This is a genomic window from Chryseobacterium sp. KCF3-3 (assembly GCF_045865955.1).
In the GTDB taxonomy this organism is placed as follows: domain Bacteria; phylum Bacteroidota; class Bacteroidia; order Flavobacteriales; family Weeksellaceae; genus Chryseobacterium.
In genome coordinates this window covers 1,912,706-1,934,337 of record NZ_AP035792.1, presented here as the reverse complement: position 1 = coordinate 1,934,337, position 21,632 = coordinate 1,912,706, and the positions used below count along the sequence as shown (strand labels likewise).

21 protein-coding genes are annotated in these 21,632 nt (G+C 36.9%); 11 read left to right on the top strand and 10 right to left on the bottom strand.

The window, feature by feature from the left end:
• Nucleotides 1-49 precede the first annotated feature (49 nt).
• The 3 genes from ACKTTZ_RS08700 to ACKTTZ_RS08690 all read right to left on the bottom strand — a co-directional run bounded on the left by ACKTTZ_RS08700 (nucleotide 50) and on the right by ACKTTZ_RS08690 (nucleotide 5,945).
• On the bottom strand, nucleotides 50-556 hold the full coding sequence (locus tag ACKTTZ_RS08700; protein WP_407848381.1) for a hypothetical protein: 507 nt from the start codon (nucleotides 554-556) through the stop codon (nucleotides 50-52).
• Nucleotides 557-680: 124 nt separating this feature from the next.
• A complete protein-coding gene (locus tag ACKTTZ_RS08695) occupies nucleotides 681-2,258 on the bottom strand; it encodes a hypothetical protein (protein ID WP_407848379.1) in 1,578 nt (525 codons plus the stop codon).
• 30 nt (nucleotides 2,259-2,288) lie between these two features.
• Nucleotides 2,289-5,945, bottom strand: a complete 3,657-nt coding sequence (locus ACKTTZ_RS08690; protein WP_407848377.1) for a hypothetical protein — start codon at nucleotides 5,943-5,945, stop codon at nucleotides 2,289-2,291.
• Between the two features lie 290 nt (nucleotides 5,946-6,235).
• Here ACKTTZ_RS08690 and ACKTTZ_RS08685 point away from each other — a divergent pair, with 290 nt between their 5' ends.
• The 4 genes from ACKTTZ_RS08685 to ACKTTZ_RS08670 are packed head-to-tail and all read left to right on the top strand — an operon-like array spanning nucleotide 6,236 to nucleotide 8,139.
• Nucleotides 6,236-6,745: a hypothetical protein gene (locus tag ACKTTZ_RS08685; RefSeq protein WP_407848375.1), complete on the top strand. Its 510-nt coding sequence runs from the start codon at nucleotides 6,236-6,238 to the stop codon at nucleotides 6,743-6,745.
• Entirely contained in the window at nucleotides 6,742-7,089 is a 348-nt protein-coding gene (locus ACKTTZ_RS08680; protein ID WP_407848373.1) for a tRNA-binding protein, read from the top strand. Before ACKTTZ_RS08685 ends, ACKTTZ_RS08680 begins: the two co-directional genes overlap by 4 nt.
• 18 nt (nucleotides 7,090-7,107) lie before the next feature.
• Nucleotides 7,108-7,809, top strand: a complete 702-nt coding sequence (locus ACKTTZ_RS08675) for a 3'-5' exonuclease (RefSeq protein ID WP_034691977.1) — start codon at nucleotides 7,108-7,110, stop codon at nucleotides 7,807-7,809.
• 3 nt (nucleotides 7,810-7,812) lie between these two features.
• The gene (locus tag ACKTTZ_RS08670) at nucleotides 7,813-8,139 is read left to right on the top strand and encodes an SUF system Fe-S cluster assembly protein (protein ID WP_034691980.1); all 327 of its coding nucleotides are present in this window, start codon (nucleotides 7,813-7,815) and stop codon (nucleotides 8,137-8,139) included.
• A gap of 54 nt (nucleotides 8,140-8,193) precedes the next feature.
• Here ACKTTZ_RS08670 and ACKTTZ_RS08665 read toward each other — a convergent pair whose 3' ends face one another.
• Nucleotides 8,194-9,030, bottom strand: coding sequence for a sulfurtransferase (locus ACKTTZ_RS08665; protein ID WP_407848371.1), 837 nt, complete (start codon nucleotides 9,028-9,030; stop codon nucleotides 8,194-8,196).
• Nucleotides 9,031-9,205: 175 nt separating this feature from the next.
• A complete protein-coding gene (locus ACKTTZ_RS08660) occupies nucleotides 9,206-10,054 on the bottom strand; it encodes a hydroxymethylglutaryl-CoA lyase (RefSeq protein WP_062672973.1) in 849 nt (282 codons plus the stop codon).
• 187 nt (nucleotides 10,055-10,241) lie between these two features.
• Between ACKTTZ_RS08660 and pepT the strand changes: the two genes are divergently transcribed.
• From pepT to ACKTTZ_RS08625, 7 genes are all read left to right on the top strand, one after another.
• Nucleotides 10,242-11,489, top strand: a complete 1,248-nt coding sequence (pepT, locus tag ACKTTZ_RS08655) for a peptidase T (protein ID WP_407848369.1) — start codon at nucleotides 10,242-10,244, stop codon at nucleotides 11,487-11,489.
• A 6-nt stretch (nucleotides 11,490-11,495) separates the two neighbouring features.
• Nucleotides 11,496-12,062, top strand: a complete 567-nt coding sequence (locus tag ACKTTZ_RS08650; protein WP_034691986.1) for a hypothetical protein — start codon at nucleotides 11,496-11,498, stop codon at nucleotides 12,060-12,062.
• Between the two features lie 155 nt (nucleotides 12,063-12,217).
• Nucleotides 12,218-13,525 carry a hypothetical protein gene (locus tag ACKTTZ_RS08645; protein ID WP_253315877.1) on the top strand — a complete coding sequence of 436 codons (1,308 nt, stop codon included), beginning with the start codon at nucleotides 12,218-12,220 and terminating at the stop codon, nucleotides 13,523-13,525.
• A 154-nt stretch (nucleotides 13,526-13,679) separates the two neighbouring features.
• The gene (locus tag ACKTTZ_RS08640) at nucleotides 13,680-13,922 is read left to right on the top strand and encodes a hypothetical protein (RefSeq protein ID WP_034691988.1); all 243 of its coding nucleotides are present in this window, start codon (nucleotides 13,680-13,682) and stop codon (nucleotides 13,920-13,922) included.
• Between the two features lie 152 nt (nucleotides 13,923-14,074).
• Complete coding sequence (locus tag ACKTTZ_RS08635) at nucleotides 14,075-14,668, top strand: porin family protein (protein WP_034691989.1); 594 nt, start codon at nucleotides 14,075-14,077, stop codon at nucleotides 14,666-14,668.
• 78 nt (nucleotides 14,669-14,746) lie between these two features.
• Nucleotides 14,747-15,817: a sensor histidine kinase gene (locus ACKTTZ_RS08630; protein WP_034691991.1), complete on the top strand. Its 1,071-nt coding sequence runs from the start codon at nucleotides 14,747-14,749 to the stop codon at nucleotides 15,815-15,817.
• A complete protein-coding gene (locus tag ACKTTZ_RS08625) occupies nucleotides 15,798-16,532 on the top strand; it encodes a LytTR family DNA-binding domain-containing protein (protein ID WP_034691992.1) in 735 nt (244 codons plus the stop codon). The genes ACKTTZ_RS08630 and ACKTTZ_RS08625 overlap by 20 nt, the downstream gene beginning before the upstream one ends.
• Nucleotides 16,533-16,629: 97 nt before the next feature.
• On the opposite strand, the gene ACKTTZ_RS08620 is transcribed toward ACKTTZ_RS08625, so the two are convergent.
• From ACKTTZ_RS08620 to ACKTTZ_RS08600, 5 genes are all read right to left on the bottom strand, one after another.
• Nucleotides 16,630-17,538 carry a DUF6268 family outer membrane beta-barrel protein gene (locus tag ACKTTZ_RS08620; RefSeq protein WP_034691993.1) on the bottom strand — a complete coding sequence of 303 codons (909 nt, stop codon included), beginning with the start codon at nucleotides 17,536-17,538 and terminating at the stop codon, nucleotides 16,630-16,632.
• Between the two features lie 85 nt (nucleotides 17,539-17,623).
• Nucleotides 17,624-18,859 carry a multidrug effflux MFS transporter gene (locus tag ACKTTZ_RS08615; RefSeq protein ID WP_156106360.1) on the bottom strand — a complete coding sequence of 412 codons (1,236 nt, stop codon included), beginning with the start codon at nucleotides 18,857-18,859 and terminating at the stop codon, nucleotides 17,624-17,626.
• Between the two features lie 169 nt (nucleotides 18,860-19,028).
• On the bottom strand, nucleotides 19,029-19,847 hold the full coding sequence (locus ACKTTZ_RS08610; RefSeq protein ID WP_407848364.1) for a helix-turn-helix domain-containing protein: 819 nt from the start codon (nucleotides 19,845-19,847) through the stop codon (nucleotides 19,029-19,031).
• Nucleotides 19,848-19,939: 92 nt separating this feature from the next.
• Nucleotides 19,940-20,992, bottom strand: a complete 1,053-nt coding sequence (gene thiL, locus ACKTTZ_RS08605) for a thiamine-phosphate kinase (protein ID WP_253315874.1) — start codon at nucleotides 20,990-20,992, stop codon at nucleotides 19,940-19,942.
• Between the two features lie 95 nt (nucleotides 20,993-21,087).
• Complete coding sequence (locus ACKTTZ_RS08600; RefSeq protein WP_034692066.1) at nucleotides 21,088-21,582, bottom strand: thioesterase family protein; 495 nt, start codon at nucleotides 21,580-21,582, stop codon at nucleotides 21,088-21,090.
• Nucleotides 21,583-21,632: the final 50 nt, after the last annotated feature.

The following is a 21,632-nucleotide window of genomic DNA, read 5'->3' as shown; positions in this document are numbered from 1 at the left end:
GGCTCTGCCTGTAAAATGTTTATAAATTCATATAAATAATAATCTGTAATTAAGACAGCTTATTGAGTTCATTGCTTTTCAACTCAACAAATTCCTGTAAATAACTTTTCAGGAGATCCAGAAAGCCTACCTTATTATTCTTAACAAGCCAAAGCATATAATGATGGGTATTCACTTTGATGATAGAGGTTTTGGGGTTTCCGGCCTCATCCAGAGCAGGATTCTGCGTTTCTTCATCTACTACAGGAACAAATATTCTGTCAAAGTTTTCATCTCTCATGCTTGACCATTCTTCTTCCCCAATCAGCCATTCCGGAGTCGGGAGTTTGGAAGGTTCAATTTCATTGGTTTCTTTATTCCTTAAAACCTGCTGATAAAAAAGGTAGGTTCTTGGAAGCTCTGTATCTACCACCATTTTATTAATTCGAATAAATCGGTTAAATGTTGGAAGTAAAGGATGTTCAGAGATCTGGATTTCCCCCAGGTTTAAATCTGTTGTATTAATTTCGTTTAAAAGTTGCTGTACTTGTTCTGGTATTAATAATTTTTCTTTCATAATTTTAAAATTTTGCTGGTTAAATAGCAATGTCTATCAGTTCATAGACATTGCCTGATTGAAAGGCAGAATTTTTCAGACTCTGCCTTTTTATATTGATTTTATCTCAAAGCTTGATAAAAGGTTATAGTTTATACAGTTCAACGATATTGGCGCTTACTCCAGTGTTTCCCATTGTGTTCATATTGTACATTCCAAAGGCAACCGCTCCTGTATAACCGGTTTTGGTGTAGGTAACAGTCTTATTATTAAAGTTTACAATAATGGTCCAGCTTCCTCCTCGTCTTATAAATGTAGCACTAAGGGCATACGTTGGGTCAGCAGTAGTTACTGCTTCGGCTGAATTATCAGGAAATATTTTACCCATAGGATACCAGTAAGACTGTACAAGCCTAACATTGGCAACGGTTTGATTTAACAGGTCTACTCCATTGGCAGCATTGACTAATCCTACAAAATGGGTCATCGTTCCAAATCCGTTGGCACCATTAATCGTTGCAGTCTTACCTGTAATTTCAACACTCATGTAAAAATCTTCATCTGCTCCAATCAATTGGTTTGTCTTTCGGGCTGCGATGAAAGAAGAGTCATCAGCAAGTGCTTTTACATTACTGTCAGAACTGTAGCTTACAGCAGCTCCTGCCTGTGTAATGGCGGGTGATACCGCATTATTGTATATTTTCTGTTCCCAAACAATGTTGTTGAGAGGGATACGCTGTATCTGGGTTACTACACGGATGGTAAAACTTGTCAGATACCACGCTACACCATTCCACAATCTTATTTTATATTCTACTGCCGGAATATTTTTAAAGTTGTAATAGAAAGTGAGGTCAATTCCATTGGTATACAGCTGAACCTGTGAGCCAGGTATTGTAGCGACAACAGTAGCTGTATCAGCCGAAACACTGTCCTGGGTACATAGTTCTACTTTAAAACTGGTAGATGGAAGGTTTAGGTTTGCTCCTTTTAAGTTAATCCAAAACGGTCTGTCTGTTTTATCTACAATTGGTGGTGATATCACTGCCACGCTCATGGTATCCGTACTCCAGCCTCCATTCATTTTTGTTTTCCATGCTGATCTTTCAGCTTCCGTCATTTGGCTTGGCATTTCCAACAGTAGATTTTTACTGTCTACCACAGCATTTAAGCCACTGGTATTTTGAACCACAACTTTTTGAAAATTGGCAGTATCAGAATTCTTATTGGGTAACCCGGATAATACATAAGGATTTCCTAAAGTATTGATTGAAAATGAAGCATTAAGGGTATGACTTCTTGCTGAGCTGTTTGAAAGGTTGGCATTCATCATATTTTTCCCCAAATCACCTGCCGGAAGTTTGGCAACATCTCCATTATCATTCAGTCCTATGATTTTAGGATAGTCCTGTGCATTTCCATCGGTCAAAGGAATTTCTAATTTTCCAGCTAATTTTTCCTTTGTTTTGATATTGTATTGAGCCTGGCTTGCGATTCCTTCGGCTAAAAGATCTACATCTGAAATACTCACATGATTATCCGCTAATTCTAAGGGAATTGTTCCGTCAACAACTGCATGGGTTTTTAAATCACCATTTTCATCAACAGCATAATCTGTGTAAGTGAGAGAACCCGGAGCCGCTACCTGATAAATAGCATTCGCTTCCCTTTCTCCAATGGGAGGTAGTTCATTGACACGTATAATTTTTCCTATAATTGGCATTTTTTTTAATTTTTAAGGTTAATAATTATGTTATTTCCAGTCTCCCAAAATAACTTTCTGTCCTTCCAGCGATTCTACTCCAAGAAGATTATTGTTAGTCCCGAAATTGAATCTATCCTCAGTAATTACTTCTGAAGGCACTTCAAAATCATCTGGATTTTCAATAGTAAATGGTAGTGCATGAGCTACTCTCAGCCCAATACTTTCTGCTTGAAGAATATTTAAGGTTGTAGGAAGTCTCGTGATCCATGCTTTTCCATGTTTTTTGCCTTTTGGCTGCTTCAATTCATCTACAATTGATAAATAAAGATCATCTCCAATCACAGGAACTTCACCTCCATTCCAAATCTTTCCGGTCGCCAAATAAAACTGTACAGCGGCCTCAAAACCTGGACGCACAGTAGCAACCACTCTGGCCATACCACTTTGTAAAAAGGCTTTGAAAACAGGATCTGTATTCTCTGCTTTGTACATGTCTGACCAGTTTTCTTTATTGCCCCAATAGTATGGATACAGGTAGTAGGATAGATTTTCCCATTCAAATGCCTGTTCCATAAATTTTACAAAAGCGGAGTATTGATCAAGATTCTTAGAAAGTTTCGTTTCATAATCCGTAAATGAACTTCCTTGTGTCAGGCCTGATAAGCCGTAGCCATGAATTGAGTTTGAAGTTCTGTCTGCCATGTAAGAAATACAGTTTTTTCTGAGAATAGTATTTTCAATCTGTCTGTAAAAGTTTGGATTGGAATCCTTAATTGCAGAAGCTTTATTATTCTCTTCAGATACAGCATTATTATATTCTACCAAAGCGACTTCATATCCATTGATGATCGCATTAAAAGCTTCCTGCTGCCATTGTCTTTTTGCTTCCTGCGTTAGCTGACATGTTGCAATCAATGAACCTGAAATCCCTTTCATATCCCAAGAAATAAAAGAAACAGTAATTTTATCTTTTATGGAATTTAAAGCCATATCTACTGCAGTTCCGGATTCCTTACCACAAACATATACTGTATGGTTAGGATTCATTCCCTGTCCATCATTCATCGCTCCTGCACCTGCTCTTAAAGAGCCTTTTATATAAACAGCTTCATAATTTTCGGGAATTTTAAAGTCATTATTATGGTACACACCGGTCCATCTTCCTACTCCATATTCATTATCAACTCCAATATTTTTATCAGAAAATGCATTTGAAATATAAATAACAGGATCTAATCTTTTATCTGCAGTAATATTATATTTTCCTACCCAATATTGAAAGATGGTATTATCATCCAATGCTCCAGGATCTTTCATTGTCATCGTTTGGGACGTTCTAGGATCTTCTGGCTTCACCAATGATTGGGTGTTTTTATTGGAAGATATTCCTAACAGATGGAGCTTTGCGGGTTCGGGAATCATGAATTCAAACATCATACGTTTCCCATAATCATAGATCTGGTTTTTCATCAGCTTATCCACCCATCTGTAAACACCTACTACATGCTTATCTCCTTTTTTATTATCAAAGCCATGAGAATTGTTTTCTTCAAATTCTTCAATAATTTTCTCAATTCTTTCTTCGTGAACTTTTGTAACAATTCTGTCCATAGCTCTCGATGTAATATCCTGAGCCTGAGTCACGGCCTGTCTGGTACTCTCATCTCTTGAACTATGACTGGCATTGCCCAGTCCCATACTTGTACTGATATTATAATTACCTCCGTCATAGTTAGCATTTACCCCAAACTGAGTATTGCTGTCTGATGCTTCCTGCATCATTTTTGCAATCTCATTCTGCATTTCAAAACGGGTAGCTGTAGTAGTATCAGTAAGCTGTTCTCTTTCAGTATCAGAAGATGTCGTTGTCGTATTTTCACTTCTTCTTAGTCTTCTGGTAGATTTCTCACGATATTCTCTAGCCATAATATTCTCAATATGAGCAACTTCACCTTCAACGTAGGCATGAGTGGTCTGCTCCACTTTCAAATAATCTGCAATACCGATTTGTTTGAATCCGAATCCTGATGGAATAAAATTATTGTCATCTTCTTCAGTATCTACAGGTTCTTCCTCATCTACTTCAAGTAAAAAACGATCTGATAAACAAGCTCTTGCCTGTAGTTTACTGACATAAATATTCGCTATTTTTCCATTAGTAAACATGATTTTTGCACTCAATGAGGCATCCTGTATGGTATTAAAATCTAATCCCGGCATACAAAGATCATTCAGAAAGATGGTGTTGCCTGATCTGGATTTCACAAAATAATTACCGTTGAAAACTGCAGAGCCATTATTAGGGGCTAAAGTATAAGAGATTGCATTCACATCCCATGATGAGTCCGGAACTGTAAGTGCCATATCAAATGTAAACCCTGTAAAAACATACTTCGGGCAGATCTGATAGCTGAAAGGAGCAGCAATGGTTCTTGCAAAAGGAATCAAAACACCTCCTATACTGGTATATGCTTCATTATCTACATTGGTATTTTTAACAATCACATTACCGGCTTTTTCAACGGCTTGTTTTAATAGAGAATCAATCTCCAAAAAAGTATTTCTGCCTTCCAAAAGTCCTGCAAGATCCGAAGTACTCAGCTCTGCAGACCTCTCCTGATTGGGTTCTGACTGAAAATTATACCCTAAGATGTCAAGCAACGCATCTACATTTTCAGGTTTTAATGCTCTTAATAAAGAATCTGGTTCTATTTCAGCTCTGAACTGAAAATTGAATCGTGGCAATACAGGTTCAGGAATACCCGGAATTTGTTGGCACGGATCTAAAGGATCATATTTTACCTCAGGATTTCTTACCTGACAATAGTTTTGTTTGTGCGCAGACAGCTCTCTTTTATATCCTTCAAGAATTGAAGTAATTTCGTTTTGATGAATTTCTTCTTTTGCTGTATAATCTTTTTGATACTCTGCTTTATATAATCTTTCAATCGTAGTAAGGTTTTTCTTTAAAGCTTCATATTTTTCAAGCTTAATCCTTGCAGCAGAAATAAGCTGCTGACTTTTCATTTCTTCTGTTGGAAAAGTCTCTTTAGGTCCTTCAGAAGCCATTCTTGAAACCGATTGCAATGCAGAAGCAGTCTCGTCTTCCATCATCAGTTCTTTAGGCAAAATAACTCTTGCAGCAAGTGCATTTTTCATTTCTTCCTCATTGGATACAGAAAGAATATGATGCGCCAATAGCTGTTGCATAACAACTTCCTTAACATAAAAATCTTTCTGAGTTACTACCTGATAAATTAGATTATTCCATAACCCAATTAATGGCGGGGCTACAGGAGGCGCCTGTGGATCTGTTAATACTGCCCTTTTAGCCATAACCTCCTCATAGGTACAGGTATTTTTATTTTTGGCCAGCCAGGTTCCGAATGTATAATAAGCCTTATAGGTTCTTTTAAAACCTTCTAAATTATTCTGGCTGCTTGATTCTATTGAAATACGTTCCGGATTATTTACATAATTGGCAGCACAGGTTTGCAGCAGCTTTTGCTTAGCTTCGGTTCCATTAACAACCGGAACATAAAAAGCATTATCGTTTTTAAGACCCTGAGGAATAACAATGAATCTCTTGTCTTGTTTCGTATCATCCGATAATTCAGGACTTCTAAGACTTACAAATCTGAAAAGTGTTTGTGATGGTGTATTTTCTACAGTTGCGCCTGTAGTATTATTTTCCATATCGTTCATTTTGTGTAATTTTGTATAGGTTAAAATAGGTTGAGATCTGAAGCTCTTTTTAGTAGAATGTCTTCAGGTTTTAGCCTTATTTTTTTAGGTGGTTTTCCGGCAAAAGATGTCCACCTTGAATTTTTAAGTCAAGTTTCATTTTCTGTGTTTTTTCTTGAAGCAAAGATCACCCCCAGAAGCGACAGAACTCGTCGTATAAAAAAGATTTTCCATCTTTTATCATAAACCTTTGAGACAAAACTTCTTAGTATTCTCAATATTTTAATACATTTGTTTAAAACATATTTCAGATGAATTTCGAACAGATCAACTTCCATCTTGAGGCTTACAAAGAACACAACCAGATTCTGGATGCAGCAAAATACCTGATCCATTCTTTTGAGCTGGAGCATGAAAACTTTGCAGGTTTCGGATTCAGGGAAGAACTCTCTCCTACTTCGATGCTTCTTACAGCAGAAGGTGAGCTGGGAGGGCCACAAACCGTAATGATCCCACGAAATTTATTTGATTTTGATCTTAATCTAGTTCTGAATATGGTGGCCCACGAAATGCTTCATGTAAGACAAAAAGCGCCCGGACAGGTCATTGAAGATAAAAATGAAAGAGAATTTCAGGCCTATTATGAGATGCTTTTTCACAAAGTATTTCCACAGATTCCTGAGGTTTCGGATTTTCATAAAAAATTCTTCGGTGGAAAGGCCTTGGAATATTATAAAAGAATGGGTGAAGGCTCAGTGTTGCAACAAAAATATGCAGAACAGAAAATAGAAGTAGAACATTTAATCAACGAATTACCATGACAGTAAAACCAGATATCACCTGGGCAGATTTTGAAAAAATAGACATCAGATGCGGGACCATCATCTCTGTGAATGATTTTGAAAAAGCAAGAAACCCATCTTACCAGCTGGAAATAGATTTTGGAGACCTAGGAATCCGAAAATCGTCGGCACAAATTACTTCTCTTTATGAAAAAGATGAACTTATAGGAAAGCAGATTTTAGCGGTTGTTAATTTCCCTAAAAAGCAGATTGCCAATTTCTTCAGTGAATGTCTTGTGTTGGGATTATATGGTGAAGACAAGAAAGATGTTACACTTTTAGCGCCTTCATTACCTACGAAAAATGGAATGCAGGTAGGATAAACACCCAACAAAACACATATGATACAAAACATCCCCTTAGAAAGAGTTTTATTCCTTGATATTGAAACAGTTCCACAAGCTGGATCATGGGACGATTTATCCGAAACCGATCAGTATCTGTGGGATAAAAAAACAAGATTTCAGAGAAAAGACGATGTTACCGCAGAAGAATTTTATGAAAGAGCCGGTATTATGGCCGAATTTGGAAAAATTATCTGCATCACCATCGGAATGGTTGAAAAGAATGAAACCCTAAAAATAAAAAGCTTTTCCGGACATGATGAAAAGAAAATGCTTCAGGAATTTGGAGAAATCTTCAACAGTCCAAGACTTTACAATGTGATTCTCTGTGCTCACAACGGAAAAGAATTTGATTTTCCTTGGATTGCCAGAAGATACCTTATCAATGGAATGCAACCACCCGCTCCATTTCAGATGTTTGGAAAAAAACCATGGGAAGTTCCTCACATCGATACAATGGAACTATGGAAATTTGGGGATTATAAGAGTTTTGTATCGCTGGAACTACTGGCCCATGTCTTTGGTATTCCTACTCCGAAAGATGATATAGACGGCTCAATGGTTTCATCAATTTACTACATAGAAAAAGACTTGCAGAGAATTGTGGACTATTGTGAAAAAGATGTCTTAACTTTGGCAAATATTTTCCGGCGTATGCGTCAGGAAGATTTGTTGAAAAGGAATATCAATCTAGATTAAAAAATGAAATTTACAGACGATCAAATTGCTGACATTGGTGAGGAAATCATCGGTGTACTAAAAACCGTATATGACCCTGAAATTCCGGTAGATATCTACGAATTAGGGCTGATTTACGATGTCCAGATCTCCGATGATGCTGACGTAAAAATTATAATGACACTTACTACTCCCAACTGTCCTGTTGCAGAAACACTTCCTCAGGAAGTAAAAGATAAAGTAGCTGAAGTAGAGAACGTAAAAAGTGTAGATTTAGAGCTTACTTTCGAACCAAGCTGGAATAAGGATATGATGAGCGAAGAGGCAAAGTTTGAGCTTGGAATGCTTTAAAAATTACCCTTAACAATATAAAACCCCGAAAATAATTTTTCGGGGTTTTTGTTTTTAAATATCTTTTGCTATTTCTTTTCCTTCTCTCCTGCTCCACTCACTCCATGAACCTACATACAGATCCGGAATGGGAAATCCTGCATAATCCAGAGCTAAAATAGTATGACAGGCAGTAACTCCCGATCCACAGTGAATAATCAGATGATCAGGTTTATTTTGCAATAACTGAGTGTATTTTTCTTTTAAGATTTCCGGACTCAGAAAGTTTCCGTTTTCATCAAGATTTTCAGAAAAAGGGATATTGATCGCTCCCGGAATATGTCCTGCTACAAGATCAATAGGCTCGGATTCTCCTTTATAGCGATAGGCATCTCTCACATCAATCACTGTAGAAGAATCGTTTGTCAATTCATTTTCAACAGTTTCCAGGCTTGAAACCGGAAGATTCCAGTGATTTTTTTTAATTAAAACGGCTTTATCAAATCTCTCTTCCCCGGAAGAAAATTCAAAACCCTCTTTTTCCGCTGCCTGCATTCCGCCATCAAGAACCTGAACTTTTTCCAATCCAAAAGATCTTAACATCCACCAAGCTCTTGCAGCCGCATTGGAAGCATTTTTATCGTCATACACAACAATATGAGCCTCTTCTGATATCCCAAGATCCGAAAGGGTTTCAGCAAACTTTTCTACAGAAGGAAGCGGATGTCTGCCTCCGAAAGCTGCATCCTCTCCTATTTCAGCCAGATCTTTATCCAGATCAATGAATCTTGCTCCGCTAATATGCTTTTCAAGGTAATTTTGCTTTACATCTTTTCCGGCTCTTGCATCAAGAATAATAAGATTTTCAGCAGGGATATTTTTGATTTCGAATGATGAGATGATTGGAGACATTTTTGTTGATTTTGGGTTAATATAATTATGTTTTGGCTAAAGCCATGTGTTTTTCAATATAGTAAAGCGGGCTAAAGCCCGCTCCTATTGATAGTTTTCTCGCAGATTCTGCTGATTAAGCAGATCTTCTTTTTTATCTGTGGGATCTGCAGAATCTGCGAGAAATTCATTATTCTTAAAAATGAAAAATATCCTTCGCCTTGTTATAAGAACTTTCAAAGTTCAGAAGGTTCAGCTTATGTTCAGCTTTTTCAACACTCATAAAATTGATAACCTGTTCTGTAGGCATATTTCCCACAAGATCATCCTTAGCCATAGGACATCCTCCGATTCCTTTGATGGCACTGTCAAATCTTCGGCAACCTTGATCGTAAGCCGCTTTTAATTTTGAATAAGAATCTTCATAACGATTATGAAAATGTCCTCCGAAGTTAATTTCAGGATATTTTGAAGGTATTTTTTCAAACAAAAGAGCAATCGTTTCAGGAGTTGCTACTCCGGTAGTATCTGATAATAAGATATCTTTTACTCCGATGTCTGAGAACTTTTGGGCCCATTGGTCAACATCTTCCCATTTCCACATCTCGCCGTATGGATTTCCAAAAGCCATAGAGAAATAGATATTAAGTTGTTTCCCTTCACTTTTTACCAGCTCAAGCATTTTAATGATTTCATCAAAAGCTTCTTCCTGGCTTTTATTGGTATTTCTATGTTGAAAAGTTTCAGAAATAGAGAATGGAAATCCAAGAATGTCTACAGACTCATGTTTCAATGCTTTTTCGGCACCTCTGTAATTACCGATAATTGCTGAAACTTTAGTTTTGGAGCGTGATTTGTCGATATTTTTTGCCACCTCATCAGAGTCGGCCATCTGCGGAATCGCTTTTGGAGAAACAAAACTCAGACAATCCAATACATCAAAACCAACATCCATCAAGGAGTTGATATAATCTATTTTTTTATCGGTAGGGATAAATTCTCCCCATCCCTGCATTGCATCTCTAGGACATTCGGTAAGAAACATTTTTACTTTTTGATTTTCTCAAATATAATAAAACTAAACTACTTAGTACACTGTATATACAAAGCTAACACTATTTTGATTTTCAAAGATTTATATATGATTTATAATTTCAATAACTGATATTAAATTGCAAATAATGTATTCTCAGCATCAAATTTGCTAACTTTGTTAAAATTTATGATATCTGATGAGTACAATAGAATTCAACCCTTTGTGGAAAGAAAAATTACTGAACCGTTTTCTTAGCTATGTAAAAATATATTCAACCAGCGATGCAGAAAGTGAAACAACGCCTTCTACTCCTCGCCAGTGGGATATTGCCAACTATATTACTGAAGAACTTAAGACCATTGGCCTTGAGGATGTTTCTATAGATAGCAACGGTTATATCATGGGCTATGTTCCTTCTAACCTGGAAAACGATGACAGACCTACCATTGGGTTTATTTCACATTATGATACTTCACCGGATTTCAACGGAGAAAATGTAAAACCTCAGGTTTGGGAAAATTATGATGGAAACGATCTTCTTTTGAACCAGGCAACAGGATTCACATTATCTCCTTCAAGATTTGAAAGCTTAAAAAAATATATCGGCCAGACGTTAATTACTACTGACGGAACCACTCTTTTGGGTGCTGATGATAAAGCAGGCTGTGCAGAAATTGTAACGGCAGCAGAATATCTTATTGCACATCCTGAGATCAAACATGGAAGAATTGCTATTGGCTTTACTCCGGATGAAGAAATCGGAAGAGGAGCTCACAAATTTGATGTTGCTAAATTTGGTGCAGAATGGGCTTATACTATGGATGGTGGAGAAGTTGGAGAATTGGAATATGAAAACTTTAACGCTGCCGGAGCTGTGGTAAAAATCCACGGGTTAAGTGTTCACCCTGGTTATGCTTACGGAAAAATGATCAATGCTGCTCTTTTAGCTGCTGAATTTGCTCAAATGCTTCCTGCAAACGAAACACCTGCAACGACAAAAGGTTTTGACGGATTCTATCATTTAATGGATATTACTGCTGATATTTCTGAAGCAAAACTTCAATACATCATCCGTGATCATGATGCAGATAAATTCGAAGCCAGAAAAAAAATCATGGAGGAAAAAGTAGCAGAATTCAATCAAAAACATGGTGAAGGAACTGCTGAAGTGGAGATTAAGGAGCAATACAGAAACATGAAGCAACAATTTGAAGGTAAAATGCATATTGTAGATCTTGCTGCTAAAGCAATGACTGAAGCTGGTATTGAACCTAAGATCAAAGCGATCAGAGGAGGTACAGATGGTGCTCAGCTTTCTTATATGGGACTTCCTTGTCCGAATATTTTCGCAGGAGGAATCAACTTCCACGGACCGTATGAATATGTCGCTTTGGAAAGTATGGAAAAAGCAACTGAAGTAATTATTAATATTGTAAAAGCCTAATAAATCATGAAAAAGGTCTTAGCATCAGCATTCATTTTCACTTTTATTTTCAGCAGTGCCCAGGTTTCTGAATTTCAGAGGGCAGATTCTCGCTATGAAAGAAAGAAAACGGCTCTGTATAATAAATATCCTAAGCCTAATGATTTAAGAACCAAGAAGGAATGGCTTTTAACAGAGGATAAAATAACGGCTTACAAAACCGCTTTAGATAAGGCTTCTCTGGAGGATCAGAAAATGATCTCCGCAGATCCTCCTGTAAAAACAAAAGTGAGTAAGGAAGCAGAATATGATAAAGGTAAAGCTGCTTTTCAAAAGCTATTATCTGAAGCTGTAGACCTTGATTTTCTCAACTTTTCTTCAGATTCTTACAAAACAACAATAAGTTTTGTTGTGGACTCTAAAGGGAATGCTCTTAATCCCAATGTAAAAGGAAACAATGAAGATGTAAACGCATTCATTGAAGCTGCTTTTTACAGGATTAAAGAGAAAGGCAAATGGAAACCGGCAGAAGACAAAGGAAAACCCGTCTCCTCCAATGTTACTATTCCTTTAGTAATGTCTTTTAAAAAATAATATACAAAACCCGCTATTCTGATAGCGGGTTTTTATTTTTCATATACCGAAAGCATAATCGAAGATCATTATGTTGTTGATATTAATTTAACACAATTTTTTTGTAAGTTTTAAATAATTCACTTAATTTTGATTAAACCTTAAAATCACTTTATATGAAAATGAAAACCAACCATTTCAAAATCAACAGAAATTTTTACTTTTCCTTTCTTTTTTCTTTTTTCTGTTTGTTTCTTTTAACGTCTTGTTCTCAGGATGATCCGGCGGATGCTCCTGTTGAAAAACCTTCAGAGTCTGCTCAAATGAAGACTTTAGGAAATCTGACTTTACAGAAGAATGTTATTATTCTGAATGATGAATCAGTAAATGCCATTTCTACTCATAATGAAGGAGAAATTACATTTAGCCGTATGACTCCACAAACTGACAGTATTTCTATAGGAACTGTTATTGTAGGGACTAAGATAGAAGGTGATCAGGTGAGCACTATTCTTTCGAAAGTAAGTTCTGTTTCAAAATTGAATAATCAATTTAAAGTACAGACTTCCAGTGCAAAACTTGAAGAGTTCATCTACAGCGGAACACTAAGCGGAGTGTATGATCCATCAGGGAAAGCTCCTGTTAATATTGATGGAAAAATGGTTAATTACATTCCTGTAGAAGGAATGGTTTCTGAGCAGATCAATCAAAGAATACATTCTATAGAAGCTAAAAACCTTCAGAATCAGAAATTAATTACTTTCAACCGTTATAATTTTAATAAAACTTATTCATTTCCTCTAACTTCAGCAGGAACATCCAGTGTGAATGTACAAGGAGGATTTACACCAAAGATTGATTATAATATCACATTCTCATGGGGACATTTATCCAACTTCTATGTCAACCTCATCATGGATGATATCAAACTTCAGAGTACGGCAACTATTGTAGGAAGCCTGGGCTATACAGCAAGTACTACAGATTACCTGAATATTCCTATCGTTCCTATCGTTTTGGGACCTACAGGACTGATCTTAAGTCCTACTCTTTCTGCCGGACCTTTTCTGGGCGTACAGGCTACAGGAAAAGTACAGGCAAAGCTTTTGGATCTTGAAGGAAATGCTAACTTTTTAGTAAGCAAAACTCCGGAGATTAACATTAATCTTCAAAAGAAATCAGAACCTGCCATCACTCTTGCAGAGGGAAATTTATCTGCTGAAGGTGGTTTAGAAGCAAAAGGAGCTGTAGGATTAATGTTTCTTACTATTCCAATTGCTAATTCAGGATTAAAAGGAAGAGCTTCTGCCCTTTCATCTTTAGGATTAACATTGGTTCCTCAAAGAAAAGGTGTGATTACTGTAAAAGGTAAAATCCAGGCGGATATGTTCTATGGTTTTGGAATCGCTCCTTTACGATATGAAGGAACCATTCCTCTTTTCCAAAAAGAACGTACACTGTATCAGAAGGAATTCAGTTTCTAAGACATCTTTTTCTATTGATCATAAAAAGCCACTTTCACAGTGGCTTTTTTATATAAAATCTTCCCATAAAATTCATTTACAATACATTAAGACAATTTTATTATATTTACGAGGACGTACAATTTTAAACGATAACATTTAATACCAAATTATCATGAAAACAATGAAAAAACTTTTGAGAAAAGACTTATCTGAAATTTTAGGAAGCGGAAATGGAGGTTGCCATATGGGAGGAAACTCTTACAATTGTCAGGACGACTGCCAATGTGCCTGGGGATATGCCTGTGAAATGTATGAAGACGGAAATCCGGGGCAATGCATCGCTGTAGGAGGCGGTGGAAATCCGGGCGGTGGCGGATGTGTTCCTCCTTCCATCTGTGAAGAACAACCTTTTTAGTAATAGAAACCCGGAAGTAGTGATACTTCCGGGTTTTATTTTTCATCCTAAAACAGATCCTTGTCAAAGTGTTTCTGCCATTCATCAAATAAAATTTCATTCCACGCTTTATCGTTGTTGTTTTGCATTAGATTTTTAACAATAATTAATTTATGAAGCAGCAATTTTTCGCGCTAAGTGCATTGTTATTATGTATTTTTTGCGGTATAGAAACTAAAGCACAACAGACTCCGGCTTTTCACATTGGGGTAAAGGGAGGGGCAAACTTTACAAAAACCTCCACGGAATCTTCACTGGAAGGAAAATATGGATTCGGGTATCAGGCAGGAGTAATGACAAGAATGGATATCGGAAAACTGTATGTACAGGGAGAAGCACTGTTCAACAAAAAGAAAACATCATTCGAGTCCCAAGACGGAAGCTCTTCAAAACTTTCCTGGAACGCTATTGATATTCCTGTAGTGGTAGGATATAAACTGATTAAAGCCGATGATTTTAATGTAAGGATATTTGCAGGTGGGGTTTACAGTTATGCTTTCAACGATAAAGTGTCTACTTCTCAGGCTCTCCAGGAAGGTTTTAAAAAGTTTGACAAATCCAATATTGGCATTACAGGAGGCGTAGGATTAGATTATAAAAACTTTACAGTAGATTTGAGATATGAGACTGGTCTTACGAGCATTAGTAAAGAATTTAAGTCCAAACCCCACAGTTTTTCCCTTGGAATAGGTTATTTCCTGTTCTAAAAAACTTAAATTATCTTTACCATTAGAAACTGTTTTCCCTGCAGTTTCTAATTTTTTTATCAACCTATTTCCAGTTCCATGACAAAATCTTTTGTTTTAAAAGAATACATATTTACTTTTATTTTCTGGTTTGTTCTCGCTATTGTACTCTGGTGTAATTTTCAGATTACAACAGAGAAGTATCTCGCTATGATTCAAACCATTATCATTACAGCTTCTTCTTTTACCTTCACTCATTTTTTGACCAATAAGCTTCTTCCGAAAGCTTTACGGGAAAAAAAGATGAAACGTTTTCTGATACAGGTTGTCATGGTTATTTTCATATTGAGTCTCATCTTCGCTGTTATTTTTACTTATCTTGAGGTTGCTCCAAAGGATCAGCTTCCCAAAAGCTTTTCCGGCCAGCTCCCTTTTTTGTGGAAAGGTTTTTACATGTCTTTACCCGCCTCTTTTCTTATCAATGGAGCAGCATGCGGCATCAAATTTTATAAAGAACATGGAAGAATAGAGCGGGATCATATTCTCCTTCAGCAGGCTCATCTGGAAAACCAGCTCAAACTTTTACAGGATCAGATTAATCCTCATGTGGTATTTAATATCCTGAATCATATTCATATTCTGATGAAAACGGATACCCAGCTGGCAGATTTTTTACTGATGAAATTTTCGGATATTCTCAGGTATCAGTTGTATCATTGTAATCAGGCTATGGTTCCTTTGGATAAAGATATCGAGTATCTCCAAAACCTTGTTGAGGTAGAAAAACTGAGATGGGGAAATGAACTGGACGTAAAAGCCAGTTGGGAAATTGATAATAAGAAAGCTTCTATTGCTCCTTTGCTTCTCGTTCCTTTTATAGAAAATGCTTTTAAATATGTCTGCAGGCTTCCCGGACATAATGGCTATGTAAAAATCTCCTGTAAAGAAAAAGACAATCATCTCTATTTTTATGTTGAAAATTCTTATTCGGATATGGTTACTTATAAAAAGAAAGACGGAGCAGGTGGAATTGGCCTTCAAAATGTAAAAAAACGGTTAAAATTACAATATCCGGATTCCCACGATTTAAAAATTGAAACAGATCATCATATCTTTAGAATAACTTTAACGCTAACACTTTCTGACCCTCATGAGCAATACTCTTCCTAAAATGAAATGCCTGATTATCGATGATGAGCCTCTGGCAAGATTCCATCTTAAAGAACTGGCAGACCAGATTGACTTTTTATCGGTGGAAGGAACATGCGCTACCGCTCTGGAAGCCAATACCAAAGTAAAGGAGAGTGAAATAGACCTTCTTTTTCTCGATATCAATATGCCTTATCTCACAGGATTGGAATTTTTGGAACAGCTTGAAAATCCTCCTTTATGCATTCTTACCACAGCTTATTCAGAATATGCTTTGGAAGGATTCCGTCTGCAGGTTGTGGATTACCTTTTAAAGCCCATTGCTTTTAACCGTTTTTATCAGGCAGTTAATAAGGCACAGCAGCAGTATATCATTGGGGAAAAATTAAAAAACAATACTACTCTGGATGATCCTTTTCTCTATGTAAGGCAGTCTGATACTTTTATTAAAATTTCATGGGTAGATATTCTGTACATTGAAAGTATGCAAAACTACACCAAGCTTCATTTTAAAGATAAATCACTGATCATCCATCAGACTATGAAAGCGATTGAAGAATCCCTTCCTTCTGATCATTTTTTCAGGATTCATAAATCTTACCTCATCAATATTACCCATATTGACATGATTTCAGGAGGACGTCTTTTCATTAATAAAATTGAGCTTCCCATATCCCGTACCCGAAAGGAAGAACTTCTTAATCAGGTGGTGTATAAGAAACTGATCAGCAAATAGCTGGAAGAGAAAAGCCGGAAGCTGGGTGGTATTAAGTTCAATGAACAATTGAGTGCATTCTATTCAATGTTTTTCTCTGCTTCCGGTTTTTCATTTTTTATGGGAGATTCCAGCGTAGTGATACTGCTGCGTAGAATGTGCTTGAAAATCTTGGATCTGCGATCTTCTTGTCTCTGAAAATACTGCTGATTTTGCGGTCATTTTCGCTGAAGCTCCTCAATATGGCAGTTCCTCCCGTAAGACGCAAAGTAAGCCTGTCATTAATTTTTAATTCCGGTCTGAGCCCTGCAGTGATCTGCTGATACCCTAGCAACATTGATTTTCCGTTTATATTTCTCTCTGCAGTCATTCCGTTCAGTTCTACAACAGCCTTTAAAGTAAATTTATCTGAGAAAAGATATCCGGCTTCCATCCCTTCCGGGAAATTGATCTTAAACTTAATTTTACCATTCGTTTTCCAATCGAAATAAATCCAGGGTAAAATCATGGGAACACCAAAAGCCGTCGTAAGCACCGGACCTCCACCTAAAGAAATATTAGAATTAAAATGTCTGATAAATAAAAGTCCACCCTGGCCCAGCACATCATCGAAATCTATTTTTTCAAGGTCTGTATACACTCCAACGGATGCCATCATCATCATACTCCACTTTTTGCCTAAAGGTCTCATATGCTGTATTCCGACCTGCGCATTCAGCATCTGATCCGGAAACAACGGAGTTTCGTAATTTTTATGGGTCATCTTTGCATAAGAGCCACTCAATAGCATAGACCACGACCTTACCTTCCCGTCAGTATCTTTCTTCACGGATAACGGAATACTGAGATTCAGGTCTACTCTTTTAAAATCACTTTTAGAATTGGTCTTTGTACTGTCTTCAGGTCTGATGTAATTGGAAGCAGGAATATACTCTGTTTTAAGTTCTGCAGAGAGCCCGGACTGTGCGTTCACCCAATATCCTAATGGCAATATACAGCATAAAGCTGTCGAAAGGGTTCTTTTCATATTTTAAATTTTATGCAAAGAGAACCCTTTGACTATTTTTCACAAAAAATACTTGATTAAGTGCCCGGATTGTATGACAACCGGATTAAATAACAGGATCAATTTCCGGATCAGAACTGGTGTTTAAGCTTTCTCTTTTTTGAGTTTTAAAAATCCGGTATCCGAACCACACTGCAATCAATGCCATTGCAGAACGTGTTACAACCATAGGAATAATAGAGTCTGCTTCTAAGAAACCTATCAATCCTGATATTAAGAAGGTTACCATCAACTGCATAAAGCCCAGCAGTGCCGCTGCAGTTCCTCTTCCTTCTTTAAATGGAGACAAAGCATGAGCCGATGTAATAGGAAACAAAATTCCGATAGCCAGTAATGACAGATACAACATGGCAATTTCCAATGCTACAGACAGATTTTCAGCTGCAATCAGAATATGAAGGGTACATACCACCAACAGAACAATTGTAGCGGCAAATAAAAGGGTGGAATTGCTTATTCTTTTGATCAGTTTAGGCGTAATATAAGCGGCTGTTATCAACGCCAATGAGTTAAAAGCAAATATAAAACTAAAGGTACTGCTCGAAAACCCATGGATCTCCATGAATAAAAATGGTGCATTGGAGATATAAATAATCAAAGAAGCAAAGGCAATACTTCCTACCATGGTACTGTTGATAAAATCTTTGTTGGAAATGATCATTTTCAATTGGTCTTTCAATCCCTTTTCATTCAACATTTCATCATCGGAAAGATGGATTCTGGTATTGGTTTCAGGTACATATTTGTAGACCATGAAAAAGGTAATCAGTCCCATGATGCATAAAAATGCAAAAGAACTGTTCCAGCCCCAGAATTTAAGGAATACACTTCCCAGTAGCGGAGCTACAATCGGAGCAATCCCGCTGATCTGTGATTGTTGTGAAAAGATGGTAACGGCTTTATGTTTATCATAGAGATCAATAATGATTGCTCTTCCGATAACAATTCCGGCACTTCCTCCAAACGCTTGTAGAAAACGCATTGCCCATAATACATAAATATCAGATGTAAAATAGATGGCCGTAGCTCCTATAATAAAAAGCAAAAGTCCGCAGTACAACATGGGTTTTCTTCCTTTTTTATCTGATAAAGGTCCCCATAACAGCTGCCCGAAAGCAAATCCTGCAAAAAACACAGAAATGGATACCTGAATGTGTCCGATATCGGTATTAAAAATCTTCGCCATACTTGGGAAAGCGGGAAGATAAAGATCTATACTTAGCGACTCTAATGTGTTGAGTAGTGCGAGAATAAACACTACAATGCTCAAATTCTTCTTCATAAATAACAATAAGCCTTCGCAGGCGATTTTTTCAACTGCAAAATTGCTGTAAAAAGTATCGTTTTTCAATAAAAGAACTGAAGGAAGGATAGCACAAACTGAGGATTACTCAATCTGATTATATCCGAATTATTTATTTAAAATGAAAAACAAAGGAACATTCTGAGGATTAGTCTTTTCCAAGTCTGAATCCATCAGGATTCTGCCGGGTATGCTTTTTAAAAAACCGGGAAAAGTAGGAAGCATCGCTAAAACCCAGTTTAAAAGCAATCTCTTTTACTGTTAAAGCACCAAAACTGAGCTCTCTTTTGGCTTCCAGAATAAGTCTCTGGGCAATCATTTTTTTCACTGTTGTTCCTCTGGAAAGACGGACAATGTCATTGAGGTGATGAGCACTTATTTTGAGCTGTTCAGCATAGAAATCTGTGTTTTTCTCTGTGATATAATGCTCTTCTATCAACGCTGCGAGTTGCTGAATTCTCGGTTTGTCATCTTCTGCAGTATTCTGCATTGTGATCTGATCTGTAATAATGAGACAGAAAGCTCTCAGATAAGCTTTTAAAATTTCAACACGTCCGGATCCAAGATATTCTCTTTTAATCATTGAAATAAGCATATTTCCGGTTTCACTGCTTTCTGCATCCAAAAAGAAAGGTCTTGCTCCGTTAGCCAGAACCACTTCCGTATCACAGGCTTCTTTGAAAATTTCTTTACTGATGGCCAGCACATATCCTTTTTCATTGCGGAGTTTCATATTAAAAACCTGGCCGGGAACGATAATACAGAGCTGGTTGTTTTTTACGGTATAGCTCTCAAAATCCAGCTCAAGACGACTGTCTGTATGCACTTCTTTGAACCAGATAATTTCAAAAAAATTATGCCGGTGAATATCCTCGAAGTTCTCCGGATGTCCATTTTCTAAAGTGTTGACCTGAAATTCTTCAGACACCAGATTATGAACGGGAATATTTTTTTCAGATGAATTCATTGCTAATGTATTTGATCAGAGAAAGCGAAAACCGCAGTAAAAAATACTACGGTTTTCTTACAATATTTAAAATTAAATATAATTTTTCTATTTTATTGACTTAAAAAAGCATCCCATCCCTGAGCAGTAAGTGCTACCAGTTGGTTAGATCCTCTGGCTACCATAAAGTTTCCTTCTTCTTTTTCTACAGCATGCCCGATAATAGTAAAGTCAGGGTGGTTTTTAATTTTATCAAAATCTTCTGATGAAATGGTGAATAAAAGTTCATAATCTTCACCACCGCTTAAAGCCGTCATTACAGGATTTAAGTTCATTTCATCTGCTGTAGAGATCGTAAGATTGTCTAACGGAACTTTTTCCTCATACAATCTGAACCCTACATTGGATTGATCCGAAAGGTGAAGGATTTCAGAAGCCAGACCATCTGAAATATCAATCATAGAAGTTGGTTTAATATCCAGTTCTTCCAGAATCTTTTTAACGTCTGTTCTTGCTTCAGGCTTTAGCTGTCTTTCAAGGATATAATCGTAACCTTCCATTTCCGGTTGCATATTAGGATCAGCAAGATAAACCGCATGTTCTCTTTCCAGAATCTGTAATCCCATATAGGCACCTCCTAAATCTCCTGTTACAACAAGAAGATCATTTGGTTTTGCACCGCTTCTTTTTACGATGTTTTCTTCATTTTCAATTCCTACAGCGGTAATGCTCATCACCAGACCTGAATTGGAACTTGTTGTATCTCCTCCGATAAGGTCAACCTTATATCTTCCACATGCTGCCTGAATTCCGGAATAGATCTCTTCCAATGCTTCCACAGGAAAACGGTTAGACACTGCAAGGGAAACCAATATCTGTGTAGGTGTTGCATTCATCGCAGCAATATCACTTAGGTTTACCACCACCGCTTTATAACCTAAATGTTTTAAAGGAACGTACCCTAAATTAAAGTGCACACCTTCCGCCAATACATCTGTTGTAAGAACTACTTTTTTGTTGTCAGGATTAATTACTGCCGCATCATCTCCTACTCCAAGCTCCGAAGATTCATTGGATAGTGGAAAATGCTCTGTCAAATGTTTAATAAGACCGAATTCTCCTAATTTCGAAATGGGCGTCAGCTCCTGTGATTTATCTTCAAACATGATTTTTTGTATTAATGTCCAATGTAAAAAGTATGAATAATTTTAAAATTGCTTCTCCAACTTTAAACATTAAACCTTGAATTTTAAACTTTGAATTATTGAGTAAGTTCTGCCGGGTCAATATTGTGTGGGTGGAAAGGAAACTTTTTGAAGTCTTCTTTCGATAATACAACAGTGTCCGGGGTTTTATACTTATTCATTGCTTCCACTACATCATCCGGTGGCGTGGTCATTTTTCTAAGCATCATATCAATCCATACACCTGTAGCTTCCGCAGTAGCACAGTGCATTCCGTCCGGAGTATAGAACTTGTGTACGAAACGGTAGATGGAAGAATCTTCTGCACATCCGTCTATTTCTACACTTACGATGACGATCTGATCTGCATAGATTTCTTTGAAGAAAGAATATCTTTCATGCAGGATCACCGGACCTATTCCCCATCTGCTCAGCTGGGTAACTCCCATTTTCTCTTTAGTCATAAAAGCCATTCTGGCTTGTGCACAATATTGTACATACGATGAATTAGCCAAGTGCTTGTTGGCATCAAGATCGCTCCATCTTACTTCAAATTTATGGTAGAAAATCATATGAAAATCGTTTTTGATATAATTAAAATTATAATCTTCAAAAATACTCA

What these genes read in the sequence shown, in the direction of transcription:
- ACKTTZ_RS08625 (WP_034691992.1), top strand. Translation starts at nt 15,798, where the DNA reads ATGAGCAATACTCTTCCTAAAATGAAATGCCTGATTATCGATGATGAG.
- ACKTTZ_RS08640 (WP_034691988.1), top strand. Translation starts at nt 13,680, where the DNA reads ATGAAAACAATGAAAAAACTTTTGAGAAAAGACTTATCTGAAATTTTA.
- ACKTTZ_RS08615 (WP_156106360.1), bottom strand. Translation starts at nt 18,859, where the DNA reads ATGAAGAAGAATTTGAGCATTGTAGTGTTTATTCTCGCACTACTCAAC.
- ACKTTZ_RS08685 (WP_407848375.1), top strand. Translation starts at nt 6,236, where the DNA reads ATGAATTTCGAACAGATCAACTTCCATCTTGAGGCTTACAAAGAACAC.
- ACKTTZ_RS08680 (WP_407848373.1), top strand. Translation starts at nt 6,742, where the DNA reads ATGACAGTAAAACCAGATATCACCTGGGCAGATTTTGAAAAAATAGAC.
- ACKTTZ_RS08645 (WP_253315877.1), top strand. Translation starts at nt 12,218, where the DNA reads ATGAAAATGAAAACCAACCATTTCAAAATCAACAGAAATTTTTACTTT.
- ACKTTZ_RS08670 (WP_034691980.1), top strand. Translation starts at nt 7,813, where the DNA reads ATGAAATTTACAGACGATCAAATTGCTGACATTGGTGAGGAAATCATC.
- ACKTTZ_RS08660 (WP_062672973.1), bottom strand. Translation starts at nt 10,054, where the DNA reads ATGTTTCTTACCGAATGTCCTAGAGATGCAATGCAGGGATGGGGAGAA.
- ACKTTZ_RS08620 (WP_034691993.1), bottom strand. Translation starts at nt 17,538, where the DNA reads ATGAAAAGAACCCTTTCGACAGCTTTATGCTGTATATTGCCATTAGGA.
- ACKTTZ_RS08650 (WP_034691986.1), top strand. Translation starts at nt 11,496, where the DNA reads ATGAAAAAGGTCTTAGCATCAGCATTCATTTTCACTTTTATTTTCAGC.
- ACKTTZ_RS08700 (WP_407848381.1), bottom strand. Translation starts at nt 556, where the DNA reads ATGAAAGAAAAATTATTAATACCAGAACAAGTACAGCAACTTTTAAAC.
- ACKTTZ_RS08675 (WP_034691977.1), top strand. Translation starts at nt 7,108, where the DNA reads ATGATACAAAACATCCCCTTAGAAAGAGTTTTATTCCTTGATATTGAA.
- ACKTTZ_RS08635 (WP_034691989.1), top strand. Translation starts at nt 14,075, where the DNA reads ATGAAGCAGCAATTTTTCGCGCTAAGTGCATTGTTATTATGTATTTTT.
- ACKTTZ_RS08695 (WP_407848379.1), bottom strand. Translation starts at nt 2,258, where the DNA reads ATGCCAATTATAGGAAAAATTATACGTGTCAATGAACTACCTCCCATT.
- ACKTTZ_RS08600 (WP_034692066.1), bottom strand. Translation starts at nt 21,582, where the DNA reads ATGATTTTCTACCATAAATTTGAAGTAAGATGGAGCGATCTTGATGCC.
- ACKTTZ_RS08610 (WP_407848364.1), bottom strand. Translation starts at nt 19,847, where the DNA reads ATGAATTCATCTGAAAAAAATATTCCCGTTCATAATCTGGTGTCTGAA.
- thiL (WP_253315874.1), bottom strand. Translation starts at nt 20,992, where the DNA reads ATGTTTGAAGATAAATCACAGGAGCTGACGCCCATTTCGAAATTAGGA.
- ACKTTZ_RS08665 (WP_407848371.1), bottom strand. Translation starts at nt 9,030, where the DNA reads ATGTCTCCAATCATCTCATCATTCGAAATCAAAAATATCCCTGCTGAA.
- ACKTTZ_RS08690 (WP_407848377.1), bottom strand. Translation starts at nt 5,945, where the DNA reads ATGAACGATATGGAAAATAATACTACAGGCGCAACTGTAGAAAATACA.
- pepT (WP_407848369.1), top strand. Translation starts at nt 10,242, where the DNA reads ATGAGTACAATAGAATTCAACCCTTTGTGGAAAGAAAAATTACTGAAC.
- ACKTTZ_RS08630 (WP_034691991.1), top strand. Translation starts at nt 14,747, where the DNA reads ATGACAAAATCTTTTGTTTTAAAAGAATACATATTTACTTTTATTTTC.